The following is a 20,091-nucleotide window of genomic DNA, read 5'->3' as shown; positions in this document are numbered from 1 at the left end:
GAAACCTTATAGAAAATAGATGTAAATAAAATTTAATTAATAGAAAGATTTATTTTACAGTAAAAAACACAAAAAATTGTCTCTTGGTATAAATTTGCTCTACTTCTTAAATAAAATACCAAGAGGCAATGATGAAAATACTTGAATCGGAAAATATGATAGTAACGATAGGAAATTTTTCATTTAGATCAGAAATGTCCTCATAAAGCCTCTTATAAGCCTCAAAAGCAAAAACCGGTTGGATTTCCATCGGTTTTTTCTGGAATATAAATAGGTCAGGCTAGATACTTGCTCCAGCCTGACCTACTTGTTAATCTAGTTTCAATATATCATATAAATCATCATTCGACATATCTGCTAGCCATTGGTCGCTTTGGATAATTTCTTCATTTAGCGATTGTTTTTTCTCTAGCATCGCATCAATTTTTTCCTCCAATGTTCCGGTAGAAATAAATTTATGCACATGAACAAATTTTGTTTGCCCAATTCGATAAGCGCGGTCGGTTGCTTGATTTTCTACCGCAGGATTCCACCAGCGATCATAATGAATGACATGATTTGCTTGTGTTAAATTCAAACCAGTGCCACCAGCCTTTAAGGACAGTAATAAAATCGGAAATTCGCCGTTTTGGAAGCTCTCTATCATATTGTCACGTGCTTGCTTGCTTGTGCTTCCATTTAAAAATGGTACTTTAATTTTGTATTTCTTTTCTAATACAGTACGGATAATGTCGCCCATTCCAAGGTATTGGGTGAAGATTAGTCCACTTTCGTCCTGCTCCATCATTGTATCAATGATTTCCATTAATTTTTCTAGCTTAGTCGAGCGTTCAATCAAGCTTAAGTTATTGCTTCCAGCTGTAAGGGCATCCTTCAAATACAATGCTGGATGGTTACATAGCTGCTTCAATTGACCGAGCAGCTTCAATACAAATCCCTTCCGTTCAAAACCAGATAGGTTAGCAATTTTGTCAAATGTATCTTTCACAATTTGCTCATACATGACTGCCTGTTCTGCGGTTAATGGACAGTATTCCTTTTGCTCCAGCTTTTCTGGTAAATTTAAAGCAACCTCTTCGTCCTTCTTCGTTCGTCTTAATAAAAATGGACTAATTAATTTCCGTAATGCTTTAATTCGTTCCTCATTATGCTCCCGTTCAATAGGCAATACAAAACGTTGCTGGAAGCGGGTAAGACTACCTAAATAGCCTTTATTGATAAAATCATAAATCGACCATAGCTCGGTTAGGCGATTTTCCATTGGCGTTCCGGTTAACGCAATATGGTGTTGCCCTTTTAATCGTCGAATGGCTCGTGATTGCTTCGTTCCAGCATTTTTAATGTTTTGTGCCTCATCTAGCACAATAGTACCCCATTTTACCGAGGCGAGCTCTTCTGCATCTAGGTGGGATAGGCCATAAGTAGTAAGTACAACATCAATGGAAGCAAAGTCACTGATTTTTGTATTAGCGTGCCGTGCTAATTGATTAATCGCAGATTCGTTTTCCTCGCTAGTCGAAGTTGTTACATCATTTCCATTTCCTACATATTCGGTAAATTCCTCACCCTTACTTCGATTCGCACCATAATGCAAATATACTTGAAGATGAGGAGCAAAGCGCGCTAGCTCTCGCTGCCAGTTTCCAAGCACCGAGGTAGGACAAATAATAAGCGCAGGACCTGCTGCAGGCTGACGTTCTTTTACTAATAATAAGTAAGAAATTAGTTGAATCGTTTTTCCGAGTCCCATATCATCGGCTAAACATGCACCAAATCCATACTCCCGAAGGAAATACAGCCAGTTCATCCCTTTCTTTTGATATGGACGTAGCTCGCCTAGAAAGCTTGCTGGTACCTCTAAATCGGGGATATCCTTTAAATCTGTTAAATTTTCAACAAAGCTTCGTAGCTTCGGATGCAATTCAATTTGGATACGGGAGAAGATCCGAGGGTCATTATCCTCATCCAGCATTTCCTCTGCTTCCTCTTCATTATTACCATAAAGGAGCTGCTGCTCAATAAAGTCTTGAACACGCATCCCTTCTTTTTCCGCCTTTTCCATAATCGCCTGCATTTGGCGAATAAAGCTTGGATCTATCTTCATCCAACGACCACCAATATTGACTAGTCGGCGATTTTCTTCCATTAATTTACGGAATTCTGCCTCAGATAAATCAACATTATTCATCGATACGCGCCATTCAAAATCCATTAATGCATCTAAGCCGACAAAGGATGGTCCACCAGATCCGGTTGATACACGTGCCTTAAGACGCATATTTGCTGATTTGATTGCCTCCCACCAAGACGGTAGATGAATTTCAATCCCAATCATTAATAATTTTTCACTGGCATTCGTTAAAAATTCCCACGCATCCTCCTCGAACAGCTCCTCTTTTACTATCGAAACAGAGCCGTCCTTTGGTAAAATCGCCATCTGGTCACGTAAGCTTATATTTGGTTCATGAGCGATATTTAGGTCTTCCTTTTCTAACCAAGGCAGTAGCTGACAAATTCGTTGTTGTTCCTCTAAAACCTGTTCAACATAAGGCAGCCAACGTTTTGGCATGTGTTTCCCGTCGGAACCAAATGTCACGACCGTATCTGGTTTTTTTCGGTCACGAAGCACAGTTGATAGCTTCCACATTTCTCCATCCTGCTCAGGCTCTTGTAAATGAAGTCCAATCGTAAATGGGAGATCTGATTCTAATAAACCAACCCATTGCATAAAACGCTTTTCATCAAAATAAGAAAGTAAATCAATGCCTTGTTCCATTGCTTCCTCTAAAATGACTTTTCGGTCCAGCCACCTTTGATGGATTGCTGGCTGGCGCGTAATATATGATTCCACACCATGATGAAACCATGATTGAACAAAATCGCGCATACGCATTGGGTGCTTATAATCGTTAGCTGCATCCGGTTCGATAAGGAAACTGTCCGTTTCAGTAATTGGTTCTTCCCAAATTTGCGGTAAAAATTCCTCCCAAACCTCATCGGGAACCTTCCATTGAAATTTTCCATTTTTCCATTCTTGAAAATCAGGTGGACCCCATTTTCGCTCACTAACATTTTCATAAACAACTGGGGCAACCGCTAGCAATGTTTGCGAAAAGTCATCAAACTCCCACTGTACTAAATGGTTAAATGGTTCTGTACCGTATAATTCTAATGCATCGAGTGGATCCATAATAATGCCCTCTACATATTGTTCCTGTCGACCGATTTTCACCAAAAAGCTATCGGTTTTTAAATTCGTTCCGTAATAGCTACCTTCATGCCAATGGAATAAAGCCGGTCCCCAGACAGAAGTCGGACAAATTGCGCCATCCTCATCAAAGGCATAAAGGAAAAACGAACCATCTGCAAGTAAATGACAATGAATATCAAACTGTTTCATTTTCAACATCTATTAATTTTCCCCTTTGGCATTCTTCTTGAAACGCGCGGAGCCGCTTTGTATCCTGTAGTAGATTGGCAAAATACAACTCCCATACGGCCTCTTTTTTGATTTTTTTATAAATGGTGCGTAATTTTTTCAAATAGCGAACAGCTTCTTTATAGCTGGAACGATTTTTCTTTTCAATGGAAGCAACTACATGCTGATGATAAAGCGGAAGTAGGCTATCAGGAGCATCCTTCTGGATTTTCCGTAGCTTTTCGCCGACGATAACATCCATGCTCATACCAGTTAATTGCAGAAAGTCCATTAGTTTATAGTAATCCTCATTATCAAAATATAAATCAGAAATAGACCGAGCGCTGTATGGAAGCATTTCAATCAAAACTTGCTCATAAAGATCCATCCGATTCGTATGACTAACATAGTCAGACAAAATTAAATTTGTATAACGAACATAATTCATGTTTTCCTGGTAGCTTCTTCCGGAAAAATAATCCTTTATATGTTGAATTAAAAATGGGAGAATACTCGTAATCCCTTTCCAATTCCCTTCGGATGCATAATGATCTATGAACTGAAAAATATAAAAGAAATTATGCGGGCCAGACTTATTTAACTGATCGAGTGCTTGTTCCACTTTCCCGGCTAAAAATAATTGAATGACATAAGCTACTACCCAAACCGAATCTGGATTGCTTTTCTTTGCAATATCCTCCGCAAATGTGAGCTCATCATCCCGTAATTGCCGACTTGTAAACAATTTGGTCCATAGTGCCCAGTAAATTAGCAATGTTTGTCGAGGGAAAGGACCTTCTAAAAACAATAACTCACGAACCTCTCGTTGTAGCCGGACAATTAAGGAATCTAATGATAATGGAATTGGTTGCGGCAGCTGCTCAGTAGCATTTTCTACATTATGAAGAATCGTATGAACCAACTGTGCACATGTGTCTTCAATTTCTTGTGTACTATATTTACTGGATAAAAACAGCTCCTGTAATTGCTGGAGCAACCGTACATTTGTAACGATTTTGTAGAGCTGCATATTTTCTCTTCTAATTAAAATCGGATTTTCCAGCTGCCGTAGTGCCGCATGTCCGTAGAGGTTCATCAAGTACGGATATAGCGAATTTCGTTGCAGCACTTCCCCTTGAAATATTTCATCGGTCATATGCACCCAGAAATCATATAGATTATCCCCAGTGGATTGTCCTTGATTATTCGTTGGCTCATTCTTGGAAAATTGCATATCGGAAACAGACGCTCCTTTGGAATCTAGAATAGTAGTTGATGATTGCTTAGAAAGTGATAGCATTTCCTGATCGGTTAATCTATCCTCGACGCGTTCTTGCGGATCAGGTGCAAGTAATTGACTTTTATTTGTTGGAACAGTAGCGGGAACTACTGTCTTTTGCCCAATTTTTATTATAAGTTTTTCCTTTGGAAGCTCGGAATTACTAGCTTCATTTGAAAATAAACTTTGCTGTGGAGCACGCCATGACTCTAGCCACTCGTTTACACTATGATGCTTACCATACAAGGAAAAGAACACCGCAAGGATATGTCGACAATACCCAACCGCAGGACAGCTACACTCATTTTTCGTAAATAAATCCATATGTAATTTCACCTGTACGGGAATAACATCCTGCACATGTCCAAAAATAATTGGTCCTTTCATCTTCAATGAACGAACCATTTTCTGATTATATAATAGGAGGCCTTTCTGAACAGCCCGTTCATCCTCTGGATGATTCGGATTTAAAAACATATTCAAATGGGCAGAAAATGAGAGAACAAATTCAGCCGGTGAATAACTATCCATTAAAAAACCTCCTTATCCTTTATTCCATAACAAACCTTGAAAACAGATATTCTGTTTACCTATCTATGTACGTCGAATAAAAAACTTCATCTTATTATTATACCAATTTTTCGCGTAAAGTTTTAGTCGATTTGTAGGAAGTTTTGGAAGAAACGGGAGGAAGGAAAAAATATGTTGCAATAATTTTAGGTAAGAGGTAAAGGTTTCTTGAAAAACGAGTGAAATTCCTGAAAAAAGATAAATCCGATAAACAATCCGAACTCTCAAGACCGAGCAATAAAAAATGGCCAGATTCCTTAAGAACCAAGCCATCTCCAACCTACATCATAAACCCGTCCAAAATCAACGGTGTAACAAACGCTTCAATAATTGCAGCGATAATCAATAGCGGTACACAAACAAATACAAATGTCATTGTTGCATTCTTCGCGACCTTTTTAAATGAAAAAGTATCAGAATTAATCTTTTTAAAGATTCCGGAACTAATATAAAATGCAAGTGCACCAGCTAAAATGATGGCCGGAATTTCAAATATCCCATGTGGCAATATACCTGCGAAAAGGACGGTTAAAATCGATTGACCAATTAAATGAAGGGAAGCGAATGCGACACCTAAAATACCGCCATTTAAAATGACTATCACAATTGCCGGTAGGAAAATCGGGATAAATCCACTAAGGAAAATCAACAAGCATGCGGTGGAGTTATTCCAAAACAAGCCAAGGGCAAGCTGCAATGAGGTAGTATCAGGATCCATCAAATCTTTTTCAGCAAACATTTCGTAAACCTGACTCATCAAGCTTTCCACAAGTGCGGTATGATTAATTAAAGCGGAATAAACAATTACGCCACTTCCAAGAAATAAAATAAAAAAGCTAACGAATAATTTCCAATAAGATTGTTTAAAAATTCTCCATTGCTCAAGATAAACTTTTTTCAAAAAACTACCCCCTTAAATCACTGCAAATAACGAAAAAAGAATAAAAACATTCACCTCTATATATATTTGTCCACATTCCAAAATAGACAATATTTGGACAAGTTTTATTTTATATTGTATTAAACAAGCGGAATAAATGACAGTGTAAGATTACCTAATATAGACCGTTATACAAACATAGCTAGCCCTTTTAGACTATAAATAATCGATGTTATCGCTAATATTTCCTCCATGGTCAATTGTCATACGACTGGAAAAATGGAAGCACTATATGCCAATCATATCACTCCACGAAAAAAACTGATAACCATCTGGCTATCAGTTTCCCTCTATTTCTATTTCATACAATTATCGGCTTAATACACCTTTTAAATCTTTTTTAATTTTCGTTGTAGAAATTCCGACAGTTCTTGGTAAGTAAACAACTTCACAATAATCTTTCAAGAAGTCAAATTTTCCTTCCCAATCATCGCCCATTACAAAAACATCTACATCATGATTTTGTACATCTTCAATCTTCTGCTCCCAAGTATGCTCAGGAATAACTTCATCCACGTAACGAATAGCCTCTAAAATCGCTTTGCGTTGCTCAAAAGAATAGTATGCTTTTTTCCCTTTAAGTTCATTAAACTCATCAGATGAAATCGCAACAATCAAATAATCTCCATATTCTTTAGCTCTGCGTAATAAATTAATATGTCCATTATGAAGAAGATCGAATGTACCGTATGTGATAACTTTTTTCAAATGAAACTCCTCCTTGTAGTCGTGATTTCAAATCAGGCTACACATTTAATTTTTTCCATAGCATTTCATAACAAAATTCCATAAAAGCCTGTCATGAGAAATCTATAAGTTAATATTTTTAATCTAATAAAATATAATTTTCATAGTTCGACAAATTTAAACAGTTTCCATACATAATTACATTATAAATCCTTTACCGATAAAGTAAATATACAATATCTTTACAAATTCTTTACCTTGTTTACTAAGTTAACATATTCAGCGGGAATAAACAAAGAGACATTTATGTTAAAAATGGAAAGTTTTTATATAAAAGGCATAAAATCATGGATTGCAAGATAAAAATTTCCGTTTTCCTGAAAACAAATATTTTAACATTTTTGTAGTGTATTCAACGGATATGGAATGTGGCGCATGCTTTTTTATTAAAAAATAGTAATTATACCTAAAAACTAGTAAATAATGATTATAGCAAATAGCCTATCAATGTATTAAAATATAAAATGGAAGCCCGAGTACAAATTTTGATAAAATTCGACTCGGTGATTTCATTGCATCATGAGTTAGCAAACTAGCGTGTTGTAAATATACTACGAGGGGGGATGCGTGGTAAAAGAATTTAATAGTGTTATAAGATCGAGGAGGTTATTAATGAGGAAAAGAATCATCCTATCATTTTTTGCAATCCTACTATTTTCTTCATTAGTTGCCAATGTAGCCTTTGCTGAAGGCACGGTTTCCCAAACAAATGGAGAAAATGTAGTGGTGCAAAGTAGCGTTGTTGAAACGCCAACGAATCGATTGGGGAAAATCAACGCTTCCACTGTTCGAATTTACTCGGATTTAAACAATTTAAATCAATATCGTACTGCTGGTTCCGCTTATGCAGATCATGTGTACTATATTGATAAACAGGCAACAGTAAATAATACTATTTACTATTCCATTAACACCGAACCTACATCGGGTGTGGTTGGTTGGGTAAAATCAAGTGATCTTACCTCTTATTCCTATGAAGTAACAAGTGAAAATACATTCACCTTGTATTTGAAAGGAACTGGTTGGGCATATACAGATCCATGGGGTGGAGATAAAGATGCTACCTTTAAAAGTTTAACCACTTACAAAGGTCAACCATTCAAAGTAACACAAACAATGGATGTCGGAGGCAATAATTGGTATCGTGGAACAATAAGCGGTAAAACTGTTTATATTCATGCGAACAATGTGACAAAGGCAACCGAATCTTCAACAAGTCGCCTAGGGAAATTTAAAAATCAATCGGGAAAAATCTACCAAGATATAACAGATTTTAACCATTACACTACGATTGGGTCAGGCTATGCTGATTATGTTTATTATATTAAGAAACAAGTAACAATAAATGATCAGACGTACTACTTAATTAGTAGAAAACCGAGTGCGACAGAAGGTATAGTTGGTTGGGTCAATGCAAATGATCTAACAACTAATCCATACGAGGAAACTAGTACGGAAACCTTTACTTTATATTTAACCGGTTCAGGCTGGGCTTATACAGAGCCTTGGGGTGGAAATGTAGATGCTATTTTTAAAAGTTTAACTGCCTATCAAGGTCAACCGTTCCAGGTGACGCAAACTCTGAATATTGCGAACAACAACTGGTATCGTGGAACAATTAACGGTAAAACGGTATATATCCATTCCAATAATGTTGTTTCGATACAAGAAAGCTCAACAAGTCAACTTGGTAAATATAAAAATAAGGATGTTCGTATTTATCAAAACCTTGCTAGCTTAAGTTCCTATAAAACGGCAGGGACAGGATATGCTGACCATGTGTACTATATTAAAAAGCAAGCGACTCGAAACGGAGTTACTTACTATCTCTTAAGTACAAAACCGAGTGCAACAGAAGGTATCGTTGGTTGGGTTAAAGCAAGTGATTTAACAACAAATCCTTATGAAGAGAAAAGTAACCAAACCTTTACTTTATATTTAACTGGGACCGGTTGGGCGTATTCACAGCCTTGGGGTGGAAATAAAGATGCTATTTTCAAAAATCTAACAAGTTACGGGGGAAATAAATTCCAAGTAACACAAACATTAGATATTGGAAATAACGATTGGTACCGTGGGACGATTAACGGACAAACGGTATACATCCATTCCAACAATGTCGTATCTATTGAAGAAAGCGCAGTTAACAGACTAGGTAAATATAAAAATAAAGATGTCCGTATTTATCAAAATCTTGCTACACTAAGTTCTTATACAACAGCAGGGACAGGATATGCTGACCATGTGTACTATATTAAGAAACAAGCATCTCGAAACGGAGTTATTTACTATCTTCTAAGTACTAAACCAAGTGCAACAGAAGGTGTGGTAGGTTGGGTCAAAGCAAGTGACCTCACGTCCAATCCGTATGAAGAGAAAAATAATCAAAGCTTTACGTTATATTTAACTGGAACCGGTTGGGCTTATACCCAGCCATGGGGCGGAAATACGGATGCTATCTTTAAAGATTTAACATCTTATAAAGGACAAGCATTCCAAGTAACACAAACATTAGATATTGGAAATAACGATTGGTACCGTGGAACTATTAACGGACAAACCGTCTATATCCATTCTAATAATGTCGCTACTGTGTATGAAACCTCAGTAAGCCGTCTAGGAAAATATACTAACGCAAATGTTCGCATTTACCGTAATTTAACGGATCAGAATACTTTCACAATCGCAGGTAGTGGCTATGCAGATTATGTCTATTATATTCAAAGTCAAGCGAAATATAATGGAGCTACTTACTATCTACTTAGCAGAGAACCTAGTACTACACAAGGAGTCGTCGGTTGGGTGAAGGCAAGCGATATAACTTCTTATGAGTACAAGGTCATCAGCAGTGAGAGAAAAACATTGTATTTAACTGGTTCAGGTTGGGCTTATACAGAGCCTTGGGGTGGAAATATGGACGCCACCTTTAAAAACCTTTCGGGTTATATAAATCAAGCATTCCCAATTGATCAAGTTTTAGACATTGGAAACAACACTTGGTACCGCGGGAAAATCAACGGCCAAACTGTCTATATTCACAGCAATAATGTGAAGAATACGGTAGAAAGCTCTGTAACTCGTTTAGGGAAGTTTAAAAATGCTACCGCTAAAATATACGGTAATCTAAATAATTTAGGTTCTTACTCGGTTGTAGGATCTAATTATGGAGATCACGTTTATTACATTAATAAGCAAGCAAAATTAAACGAAGAAAATTATTATTTGCTCAGTAGAGAACCAAATATCATGATTGGTTGGGTGAAAGCGAGTGATTTAACATCCTACTCGTTAACAACTGTGAGTGGTAGCCAAAAGGTATTCTATCTAAAAGGTACAGGTTGGGCTTACACAGATCCGTGGGGTGGAGAAAAAGATGTTGTCTTTACAAACCTTACGAATGATCAAGGAGATGTCTTTATTGCTGACCTTACATTAGATGTTGGCGGAAATACTTGGTATCGAGGCAAAATTAATGGGGTAACGGTGTATATCCATAGTAACAATGTTGGAGCGGATAGCATCATAAATAAAGCTTATGATGTTAAATTAAGCGAAGCATTGGCAATGCAAATGAGCTTAACTCTGAAACCTCAAACAGACCAAAATTATGCATATGTAAGCAAAGATTATATTGTAAATGGTCGAGTAGTCCTTACATCTGGTACCTTGAATGTTAGAACGGGACCAGGCGGACAATACAAAGCGATTGGCAGCTTGAAAAATGGGGATATTGTTCGTGTAATTGCTACAGCTGGAGATTGGTACGCTATCGAGTTTAATCATAATACTTGGGTAGATGCAATCCAAGCGGATGTATTATATTACTTAAATCCATTGAACTTCATCAATGATCCAATCCAGCGATTCCAATTCCTAGACTTAGCACAACCAAGTGATGCGACGGTCAGCCAGCTTAATGCATATCTTGCTGGTAAAGGGATTTTGAGTAATATGGGTCAAGCGTTCATTGATGCAGCTAATCAAAATGGAATAAACGACCTTTATCTTATCTCACATGCTGTTTTAGAAACCGGAAATGGTAAGTCTCCATTAGCTAACGGTGTAATGTATAATGGCGTGAAGGTTTACAATATGTATGGTATTGGTGCTGTTGATGGCGATGCGGAAAATGGTGGAGCAAAAACAGCATACGAAAATGGCTGGACAACACCTTATAAAGCAATTGTCGGTGGTGCTAGATTTATTGGAACAAATTACATTAAGGCAGGACAAAACACGATATATGAAATGCGTTGGAATCCTGCTGGTATGGAGAAATATGGTTATGCAACCCACCAATATGCATCAGATATCGGTTGGGCTTCTAAGCAACTTTCTACCATGTATAATTTGTATCAACAGCTAGGCATTATCAATGTCAAGCTAGAAATTCCAGTTTATAAAGCAGAATAATTAAAAGTGCCGTAGAATCGTTTACGATTTTACGGCTTTTTTGTGTTCAATTTACTGGACAGATGCTTATAACTAAATGATATTGTAAGTAGGATAATAGTTTTTCAAGATTCACCTGAAATAATAAAGAATTCCATGTTAAGATTCTATTTCGAATCCATTACGTTTATTGTATTTTATTTTTATTATTAGTATAATTTGAAAAGGCATAAGAGCTAAATTTGCGATGTGAAATAGTTATTCTACATGCTTTATTTTAACAATAAACAACAACGTGAAGGGATATTATTGGATGAAATCTGCAGTGTTAGTTTTGAAGGAACAGTTAGCGAATATATATTTAATTGGAAGACTTTCATGGTATGAGCTAGTTAGCAAGAATAAAGGAAATTATCTAGGAATGTCATGGGAATTTATTAATCCATTTATCCAAATCTTAATCTATTGGTTTGTATTTGGCAGTATTAGTAGTAGAGCAGATATTGAAGTGGTGCCAGGGGAATCAGTACCATTTATTGCGTGGTTATTAGGTGGTTTTATCCTTTGGAATTTCTTTTATCAGGCAACGATACAAGGTTCAAAATCCATCTATTCTCGATTAGGAATGCTAGCGAAAATGAACTTTCCAATGAGTATCATTCCGAACTTTGTGATTTTTTCACAGTTCTATGTTCATTTGGTGATGCTCGTAATATCCATTATCATTTTGCAAACATTAGGTTGGTTTGTGAATATATATTATTTACAGTTAATCTATTTTATTTTAGCAACCTTTATTTTTATGTTTGCTCTTGCATTAATAACATCAACATTATCAACAATAATCCGTGATGTACATATGTTCATCAATGCGGTTTTACGAATGTTTTTATATTTATCTCCAGTACTTTGGCCGATTCATTCGGTTATCGATAATCCGACGATTAATTTTATTATGAAATTAAACCCGCTTTACTATTTAATTGAGGGCTATCGTGCGGCATTTTTTGGTACAGGTTGGTACTTCATTGATGAATGGCAATACACGCTTTACTTCTGGGCATTTGTTCTTGTGCTTTATTTATTTGGTGCAGCCATTCATGTGAAATTACGGAAAAACTTTATTGATTTCTTATAAAAAACGTAACAAATTGATAGAATAAATCTACCAAACCAGATGATTTTCCAAATGGAAGATAAGCGCGGCAGAGAGTTATTCTTTAGCATTTGCTGTTTTCCAGAGGATTGTTGTTCTTTATTTACTACTTAAAAAACAACAATCCATCTGAAAACAGCGTCAGCATAAAATGGGAAACTAAAGGATGGAGCATAAACAATGAGTGATATTAAGCTTGCGGTAATTGGTAGCTGTGTAAGTAGGGATTCATTTAATTCGAAGTTTATTAAGGACTATAAACAATTTTATCAATGTGTGTTAACACAAAACCATGTATCGATGATTTCGTTAATGGCTGATCCGATACCATTTTTACCAAAGTCAATGTCTGGTGATCTTACCGATTTCAATAAACAAATTCTTTTAACCGATCTGACAAAGAGCGTTTGGGACTCGATGCGCGTAATGAATCCCGATTATTTAATTTTAGATTTTTACGCGGATGTCTATTTTGGAGTAATAAAAGTTGGCGATAGTTTTTTAACGGATAAAACATGGCTATATAAGCGGACACCATTTTTCAATCAATTTGAGTGGACAGAGACTATTAAGATTGAAACAAAATATGATGAATATATGAAGCTCTGGAAAAAGGCAATCGATGCCTTTATGGTAAGAATGAAAAAAGAGTTTCCGCAAATAAAGATTATTGTAAATAAAGTGCACTTTACAGATTTTTACAAGCCAGCGGATGGCGGAGAATTGAAACGTATTAGTGAATCCGGAAAATATAAGAATGTCGACGTAGATCAGATTAATAGTTGGTTGGATGGTTTTTATCAATATTTTGAGGAGAATTATGCATCAGATGTATTCTTTATCCATTATGATAAAGAATATGTTTCGGATGAAAACCATACGTGGGAATATTTCTATGTGCATTACACCCCTGATTTTTATCAAGACTTTACAACAAAATTAGTAAGTATCATTATGAAGGACTTATATAAGACGAAGAAAATGCTGACTGCTGATATTGTTCAAGAGCCGGTGGCAAATTACAATTTGCTTCGTAATTCTTCCTTTAACGAAGGAAAAGCGTATTGGACTTTTTGGCAAGATGATTTTGAAATTTTGAAACCAGAAAATGATTTACCAAATGCGGCTATCGTTTCTATTAATAAATCTGGGCTGAAAGAGAAGGCTTACCGCCAGCTCTGGTCAAATCCAGTAGAAATCAATACGAATGGTAGCCAGGAATTTACACTTTCCTTTGATATTAAAGTGGAAGATGTCGAAAAGGTAGATGCCGATCGTTTTATCTTTTCTTTACGTACGTACAACAAAATTGACCATGTACTGCAAAAGGAATGTGTCTGGCATGAAAATATTAAATTAGATGCAATTAAGAAAATCCAAAACGGTGCATGGGTACGCTATACACATGTATTTAAGCCGAAAACAGGGAAATTCTTAAAGGTTGGCCCATATTTAATGCAAAACGGACATGTATCGTGGCGAAATATTCAGCTTGTAAAAGGTAAAGAACAGGATGAAAAGCAACGAGTAAGCAAGAAAGCGAACGATTTAGGCGGATTTATGAAAAAACTTTTAAAAAGTAAGTAATAGTCCTAACATTGTTTTAGGACATAAGTATCCGAATAATTAAGTGCAAAGTGGTGTTGTTTTAATGCTTTGCACTTATTTGTTCGAAGTTTAGAAAATGATAGATTCAATCGATAAATTATTCATTTTTTGTTATAGTAGTTATCGATAGTATTCCATAGGATTGCTTGGAGCAAAACGGGTGGAGTTACCCGCTCGATTTAGATGCTCGTATAACTGCGCGCTTTCAGGGGAAATTAAAACCAAATAATTTCTATTTTGTACGAATGATAGAAACCGTATAAAAAAGGAAATAAATTGTTAAAAGGAGAAGCATGCTGAAGTGAAAAGTAAGATAAAGATATTAAAGCGGAAAATTGCATTTTTAGTAGGACCGATAGCTAAATATGTTCTACGGGAAAATCATCGTCGGGCGAATGTCTATGCAAAATATTATGATGATTTACCAATTCAAAAGAATACCATTCTCTATGAAAGCAGGGATGGGAATTCGATAACAGATAATCCGTATGCAATGTTTAAGTACATGCTTAACAATCCAGCATACCAAGATTATGTACATATTTGGTCTATTCAAGATTTTAATGCCGTTCAACCAGTGATTGATTTATATAAACAATACACAAATGTTAAGTTTGTCCAAAGAAATTCAAAAGAGTACTTAAAGTATTTAGCTTCATGTGAATATTTAATCAATAATTCCACATTCCAAACATTTTACATACCTAAGGATGGACAAACCTATATCAATACTTGGCATGGTACACCGCTTAAGCATATGGGCTTTGATATACCGGGAAATCCAGCACAAAACCAAAATGTACTGCGCAACTTTTTGTCGGCAGATTATATTTTAAGTCCGAATACGCATACAACAAAAGTGTATACAGAAAGCTATAAGCTAAGAGGCCTGTATGAAGGGAAAATCATTGAAGAAGGTTACCCACGGATTGATTTAACGTTAAATACGGATCGTAATAAGTTTATGATTTACTTACGTTCTTTAGGAATAAAAATGGATGAAAAGAAAAAAAATATTCTTTATGCCCCAACCTGGAAGGGCAATAGTGTTTCTACTCCGAAAGATGATGTGTTACAGATTATCGCGGATATGAGCGAGCTAGCAAGCAAGGTTGGAAATGAATACAATATTCTAATTAAAGTTCATCCGTTTCTTTACAAGCAAGCAACATCTTATGCAGAATTAAATGGAAAATTAATACCAGATTATATTGATGCAAATGAACTTCAGTCAATTGTAGACGTACTTATTACCGATTATTCTAGTATTTTCTTTGATTTTCTAGTGACAGGTCGTCCAATCTTATTTTACGCATGGGATGCAGATGTCTATAGTGAAGAACGCGGTCAATATTTTCCAAATGAAGCTTTACCAGGACCAATTTTGTACAATGCAAAAGAGCTTGTAAATGCCATTCAAAACCTTGAGCAAGTGCAAAATGACTGTCGGGCAAATTACGAAAATATGCAAAACCAGTTTGTTAACTACGAAGATGGGAAAGTTACCGCAAGAATAACGGATACGTTAATTTTAAGAAATGGCAACCAATTAAATGAAATATCAGTTTATAACGATAAAGAAAAAATTATCATTTATCCAGGTGGTATGCGCGATAATGGGATAACCTCCTCCTTTATTAATTTAATGAACAATATTGACTTTGAACGTTTTGATGTTACGTGCTTTACACAATCATCGAACACACAAGAGGTTTTGAAAAATCTTGATCGTGTAAACAAAAATGTACGCTTCTTATTTAAACCAGGTATCCCTGCATACCGATTATTTGAAGTTTATAAAGATAAATTTGTGCATAACCGTGGGGAACGTGGCTATTTAGGGAAAAAATTCTATCCAGAAAAAGCATATAAACGTGAAAGTCGTCGCTTATTTGGCAACACTCATTTTGACTATACGATTGATTTTAGTGGATACAGTCTCTTCTGGGCGAAATATTTATTAGCCCTTGATGCGAAGCGGAAGATTTGCTTTATGCATAATGACCTGCTTTCCGATAGTGAACGGAAAGTGAAAGGTAAACGACCACACCGTATTAATTTGCGTGGGTTATTCTCGGTTTATCATCGCTTTGATAAGCTAGTGAGCGTTTCAGTAGGTACGATGGAGTTAAACAAAAAGAATTTAATCGAATATGCAGATGCAGATAAATTTGATTATGTGTTAAACACGATTAACCCTGATAAAATTTTAGGTACATCGCAAAATGATCAAGAGGCAATTGGACATACGGAAAATAAAGTGGAGACAACTTCATTAAAATCCCATGGTATTTTACGTAATGTAACGGATTTTCCTGTTTGGAACACCATTCCAGGGAATATTAATGCATCAACATTCCAATTGGATAAATCCTATGAAAATGCAGTCGTGTTAATTATAAGAGAAGCAAAAGTAGGAGAAGAAACGCTTTATAAATTCAGCTATAAAAATCAAAGCATCGGTTGGATAAATAACAATGCAATCGAATTAACCGATGACCAGCCATTGAGTGAAGTAACAGTGGATCGCATCGCGAAAATCGAAAAAACGAAGGGTCACTCTATTCGTACAGAACCGTATAATCTCCCAGGAAGCAAACGTGTGTCTGGATTAGACGATTATAAAGGAATTTTATTTACGGTGGATAAAGAAACAGAAACCATTCACGGGACATACTGTCGTGTTTCTATTGGTGAAACGATATTAGGCTGGATTGATAAACGAGCACTACAGTTCTTACCAGAAATGGAACAAGCGAAACGTGACAAGATGCTTTCGCAAAACTATACAAAATATCATGAACTAGTGGAAAGTCTGCCAAACCGTATATTAGAAGAAACATTCTTTGAAGAAAAAACTTTTGCAACCATTACGAATCCTGGAAATAAAGTAATTTGGACGAAGGCATATCCAAGTTATAAATCGAAGAAAAAAGCAGATGCAATGGAATATAAGGATGAGCTTGCAGAGCTAAAACGAATTAGTAAAACCGCAAAAGGGACATATTATCATTTTTCAATTGCAGGGAAAATAAGCGGATATTTAGAAACGAGTGCATTTGACTTTGTCGACGGTCCGGTGCTAGTGAAAGAAAAAGAAGTAAGCAAATTGGCTATTATCGTCGAAACCGTAGGTATATCCTTATGGACAAAACCAGAATTACAAGAGGATGCCCAATTAATCGAGGAAGATCTTTCCGATTTACAAGGGAAACAAGTTGTAATTAAAAAAGAAGCAGAAACAACAGAAACGACTTATTGCCTTATCGAATTAGATGGCAAGGAGCTTGGTTGGATAGATGGTGCGGCACTTGAAGTACAAGAGCTACTTGGTGCATATATAGATGGACGATTTGTGCCATATCCTTCGGAAGGCTACTTAAACTTTGTGAACATGGGGAGATTATCGCCAGAAAAGGCGCAAGGAAATTTAATTGAGGCCTTTGGCAAATTCCATGAACAGCATCCAAATTCAAGACTATATATTCTTGGGAAAGGTCCGCTAAAGGATGATTTGGAAAGATTAATTAAGAAGTTAAACATAGCCGATTCTGTCTTTTTAATGGGCCAACTGGACAATCCATTCCCATTCTTGAAGAAATGTGATTGCTTTGTACTATCCTCCCATTATGAAGGCCAACCGATGGTGCTATTAGAAACGATGACACTTGGAATGAAAATTATGGCAACAGATATTGTAGCTAATCGTACCGTATTGGAAGATGGAAAATACGGATTACTAGTGGAAGATAGCGTGGATGGTTTAGAAAAAGGATTGACGTATGTAGCGGAAAACTTTGAAGAATTCCAGCCTGCTAAATTTGACTATGTAAACTATAATAAGGAAGCAATGGACTCTTTCTTACGGGTATTAGAAGGTAGATAAATAAGTCACTTGCTTGCTAAGTTAGCCCAAAAGGCATGTTGTACAAACAAGCTTTGGATGAGTGCCCGAAAAAACGTAGGGACTCATTGAAAGCCTTGTTTTGCTTATTTCTTCTTAGTAAGAATGAAAGATATTAAATATGCTAAAATTAGTTATTATACAGAGTAGGTTCGGGGCAGGTGGAAATGTGGAAAAGGCAATCGTTGCAAAACATATTACAAAAAAGTATAAGCTCTATGGTAATACAAAAGAACGTCTTCTAGACTTAATCACCCCAAGAAGCTATGGGGAAGATTTTTATGCCCTGGCAGATGTAAATTTTGAAGCGGAAAAAGGAGATGTCATTGGTTTTCTTGGGATTAATGGCTCAGGTAAATCAACATTTTCAAACATTATCGCAGGTATTGTTCCCCAAACGACTGGAACGGTAGAAATTAATGGGGAAGCTTCCTTAATTGCAGTTTCAGCAGGTCTGAAAAACCAATTAACTGGAAGAGAAAATATTGAGCTGAAATGTTTAATGCTTGGATTTACAAAGAAGCAGATTAAAGAAATGGAGCCAAGTATCATTGAGTTTTCTGAGCTTGGTAAATTTATTGATCAGCCGGTGAAATCTTATTCCAGTGGGATGAAATCACGACTAGGTTTTGCCATTAGCGTAACCGTTAATCCAGAAATATTAATTATTGACGAAGCGCTATCTGTTGGGGACAAAGCCTTTGCTGAGAAAAGCTTAGCAAAAATGAAAGAATTTAAAGCAAAGGGGAAGACAATGATTTTTGTCTCTCACTCTCTCGGTCAAGTGAAACAGTTTTGCGATAAAGTATTATGGCTAGAGTTCGGTATGGTACGTGATTTCGGTCCGACCGAAGAAATACTACCGAAATATGAGACATTCATTAAGGACTGGCAGAAAAAGACAAATAAAGAGCGAGAACTCTACAGACAGGCAGCATATGAACGGCAAAAAGATGTGTTAGGAAGCATGACAAATCTATAGAATGAATTTCGCGAGCGAAAGTACAAACCGTCTCGATTATGTATATTCTATTAGAAGATGATTCATAACGTGGGAGGAACATAAAGTGAAAAAAGTAAGAAAAGCAATTATACCTGCAGCAGGATTGGGAACGAGATTTTTACCAGCAACGAAAGCTATGCCAAAGGAAATGCTCCCAATTGTTGATAAACCTACCATTCAATATATTGTAGAAGAAGCAGTAGCAGCCGGGATTGAAGATATTATTATCGTAACCGGTAAAACAAAACGTGCCATTGAAGACCATTTTGATAATGCACCAAGTCTTGAACAAAATCTTGAAGAAAAAGGAAAAATTGAGCTATTAGAAAAAGTACGCTATTCTTCTACGCTAGGAAATATCCACTATATTCGTCAAAAAGAACCAAAAGGATTAGGTCATGCAATTTGGTGTGCACGCCAATTTATCGGAGATGAGCCATTCGCAGTTCTACTGGGTGATGATATCGTTCAAAATGAAGTTCCATGCTTAAAACAATTAATTGATCAATACAATAAAACATATGCATCTGTCATCGGGGTGCAGCAAGTACCAGAAAATGAAACCCATCGTTATGGAATTATTGACCCATTATCAAAAGATGGTCGCTTATATCAAGTGAAAAACTTTGTAGAAAAACCGGAGCCAGGTACGGCACCGTCGAATTTAGCAATTTTAGGTCGGTATATTTTAACACCAGAAATCTTCAGTTTCTTAGATAAACAAATGGTTGGTGCTGGTGGAGAAATCCAATTAACGGATGCAATTCAACAATTAAATCAAATCCAACGAGTATTTGCATATGATTTTGAAGGAAAACGTTTTGACGTCGGTGAAAAAATCGGCTTCATTAAAACAACGATTGAATTTGCATTACAAGATGAAGAACTAAAACTGCAAGTAAATGATTTTATTAAAGAATTAATTGATGCAGAAAAAATTAAATTGTAAGAAGGAAGAAGCATCTAGCGTATAAGCTAGGTGCTTTTTTAATAGAAAAAAGGAACGCTCGCCTAAATATCAACATAACCGTTTTCATACATCCACAATTTTGCCATTTCCAACAATTTCTTGAA

Annotated in this window: 10 protein-coding genes; 6 read left to right on the top strand and 4 right to left on the bottom strand. The window is 36.1% G+C overall.

The window, feature by feature from the left end; genetic code table 11:
* Nucleotides 1-310: 310 nt before the first annotated feature.
* The 4 genes from OEV98_RS06845 to tagD form a co-directional block, all read right to left on the bottom strand.
* Nucleotides 311-3,409 (bottom strand): DEAD/DEAH box helicase, encoded by a 3,099-nt coding sequence (locus OEV98_RS06845; RefSeq protein WP_263072479.1) that lies wholly within the window; start codon nucleotides 3,407-3,409, stop codon nucleotides 311-313.
* A complete protein-coding gene (locus OEV98_RS06840) occupies nucleotides 3,387-5,228 on the bottom strand; it encodes an SWIM zinc finger family protein (RefSeq protein ID WP_263072478.1) in 1,842 nt (613 codons plus the stop codon). Before OEV98_RS06840 ends, OEV98_RS06845 begins: the two co-directional genes overlap by 23 nt.
* Nucleotides 5,229-5,547: 319 nt before the next feature.
* Entirely contained in the window at nucleotides 5,548-6,168 is a 621-nt protein-coding gene (locus tag OEV98_RS06835) for a stage II sporulation protein M (RefSeq protein WP_263072477.1), read from the bottom strand.
* A 348-nt stretch (nucleotides 6,169-6,516) separates the two neighbouring features.
* A complete protein-coding gene (gene tagD, locus OEV98_RS06830; protein WP_263072476.1) occupies nucleotides 6,517-6,915 on the bottom strand; it encodes a glycerol-3-phosphate cytidylyltransferase in 399 nt (132 codons plus the stop codon).
* Between the two features lie 651 nt (nucleotides 6,916-7,566).
* Between tagD and OEV98_RS06825 the strand changes: the two genes are divergently transcribed.
* From OEV98_RS06825 to galU, 6 genes are all read left to right on the top strand, one after another.
* Nucleotides 7,567-11,367, top strand: a complete 3,801-nt coding sequence (locus OEV98_RS06825) for an N-acetylglucosaminidase (protein ID WP_263072475.1) — start codon at nucleotides 7,567-7,569, stop codon at nucleotides 11,365-11,367.
* Nucleotides 11,368-11,659: 292 nt separating this feature from the next.
* Nucleotides 11,660-12,484 (top strand): ABC transporter permease, encoded by an 825-nt coding sequence (locus OEV98_RS06820; RefSeq protein WP_263072474.1) that lies wholly within the window; start codon nucleotides 11,660-11,662, stop codon nucleotides 12,482-12,484.
* Between the two features lie 198 nt (nucleotides 12,485-12,682).
* Nucleotides 12,683-14,089, top strand: coding sequence for a DUF6270 domain-containing protein (locus OEV98_RS06815; protein WP_263072473.1), 1,407 nt, complete (start codon nucleotides 12,683-12,685; stop codon nucleotides 14,087-14,089).
* 322 nt (nucleotides 14,090-14,411) lie between these two features.
* The gene (locus tag OEV98_RS06810; protein ID WP_263072472.1) at nucleotides 14,412-17,996 is read left to right on the top strand and encodes a CDP-glycerol glycerophosphotransferase family protein; all 3,585 of its coding nucleotides are present in this window, start codon (nucleotides 14,412-14,414) and stop codon (nucleotides 17,994-17,996) included.
* Between the two features lie 187 nt (nucleotides 17,997-18,183).
* Entirely contained in the window at nucleotides 18,184-18,996 is an 813-nt protein-coding gene (tagH, locus tag OEV98_RS06805) for a teichoic acids export ABC transporter ATP-binding subunit TagH (protein WP_263072471.1), read from the top strand.
* Between the two features lie 85 nt (nucleotides 18,997-19,081).
* Complete coding sequence (gene galU / locus OEV98_RS06800; protein WP_263072470.1) at nucleotides 19,082-19,966, top strand: UTP--glucose-1-phosphate uridylyltransferase GalU; 885 nt, start codon at nucleotides 19,082-19,084, stop codon at nucleotides 19,964-19,966.
* Nucleotides 19,967-20,091: the final 125 nt, after the last annotated feature.

Source organism: Perspicuibacillus lycopersici, from assembly GCF_025660475.1.
Classification (GTDB): Bacteria; Bacillota; Bacilli; order Bacillales; family Caldibacillaceae; genus Perspicuibacillus; species Perspicuibacillus lycopersici.
This window is presented reverse-complemented; position numbering and strand designations above follow the sequence as displayed.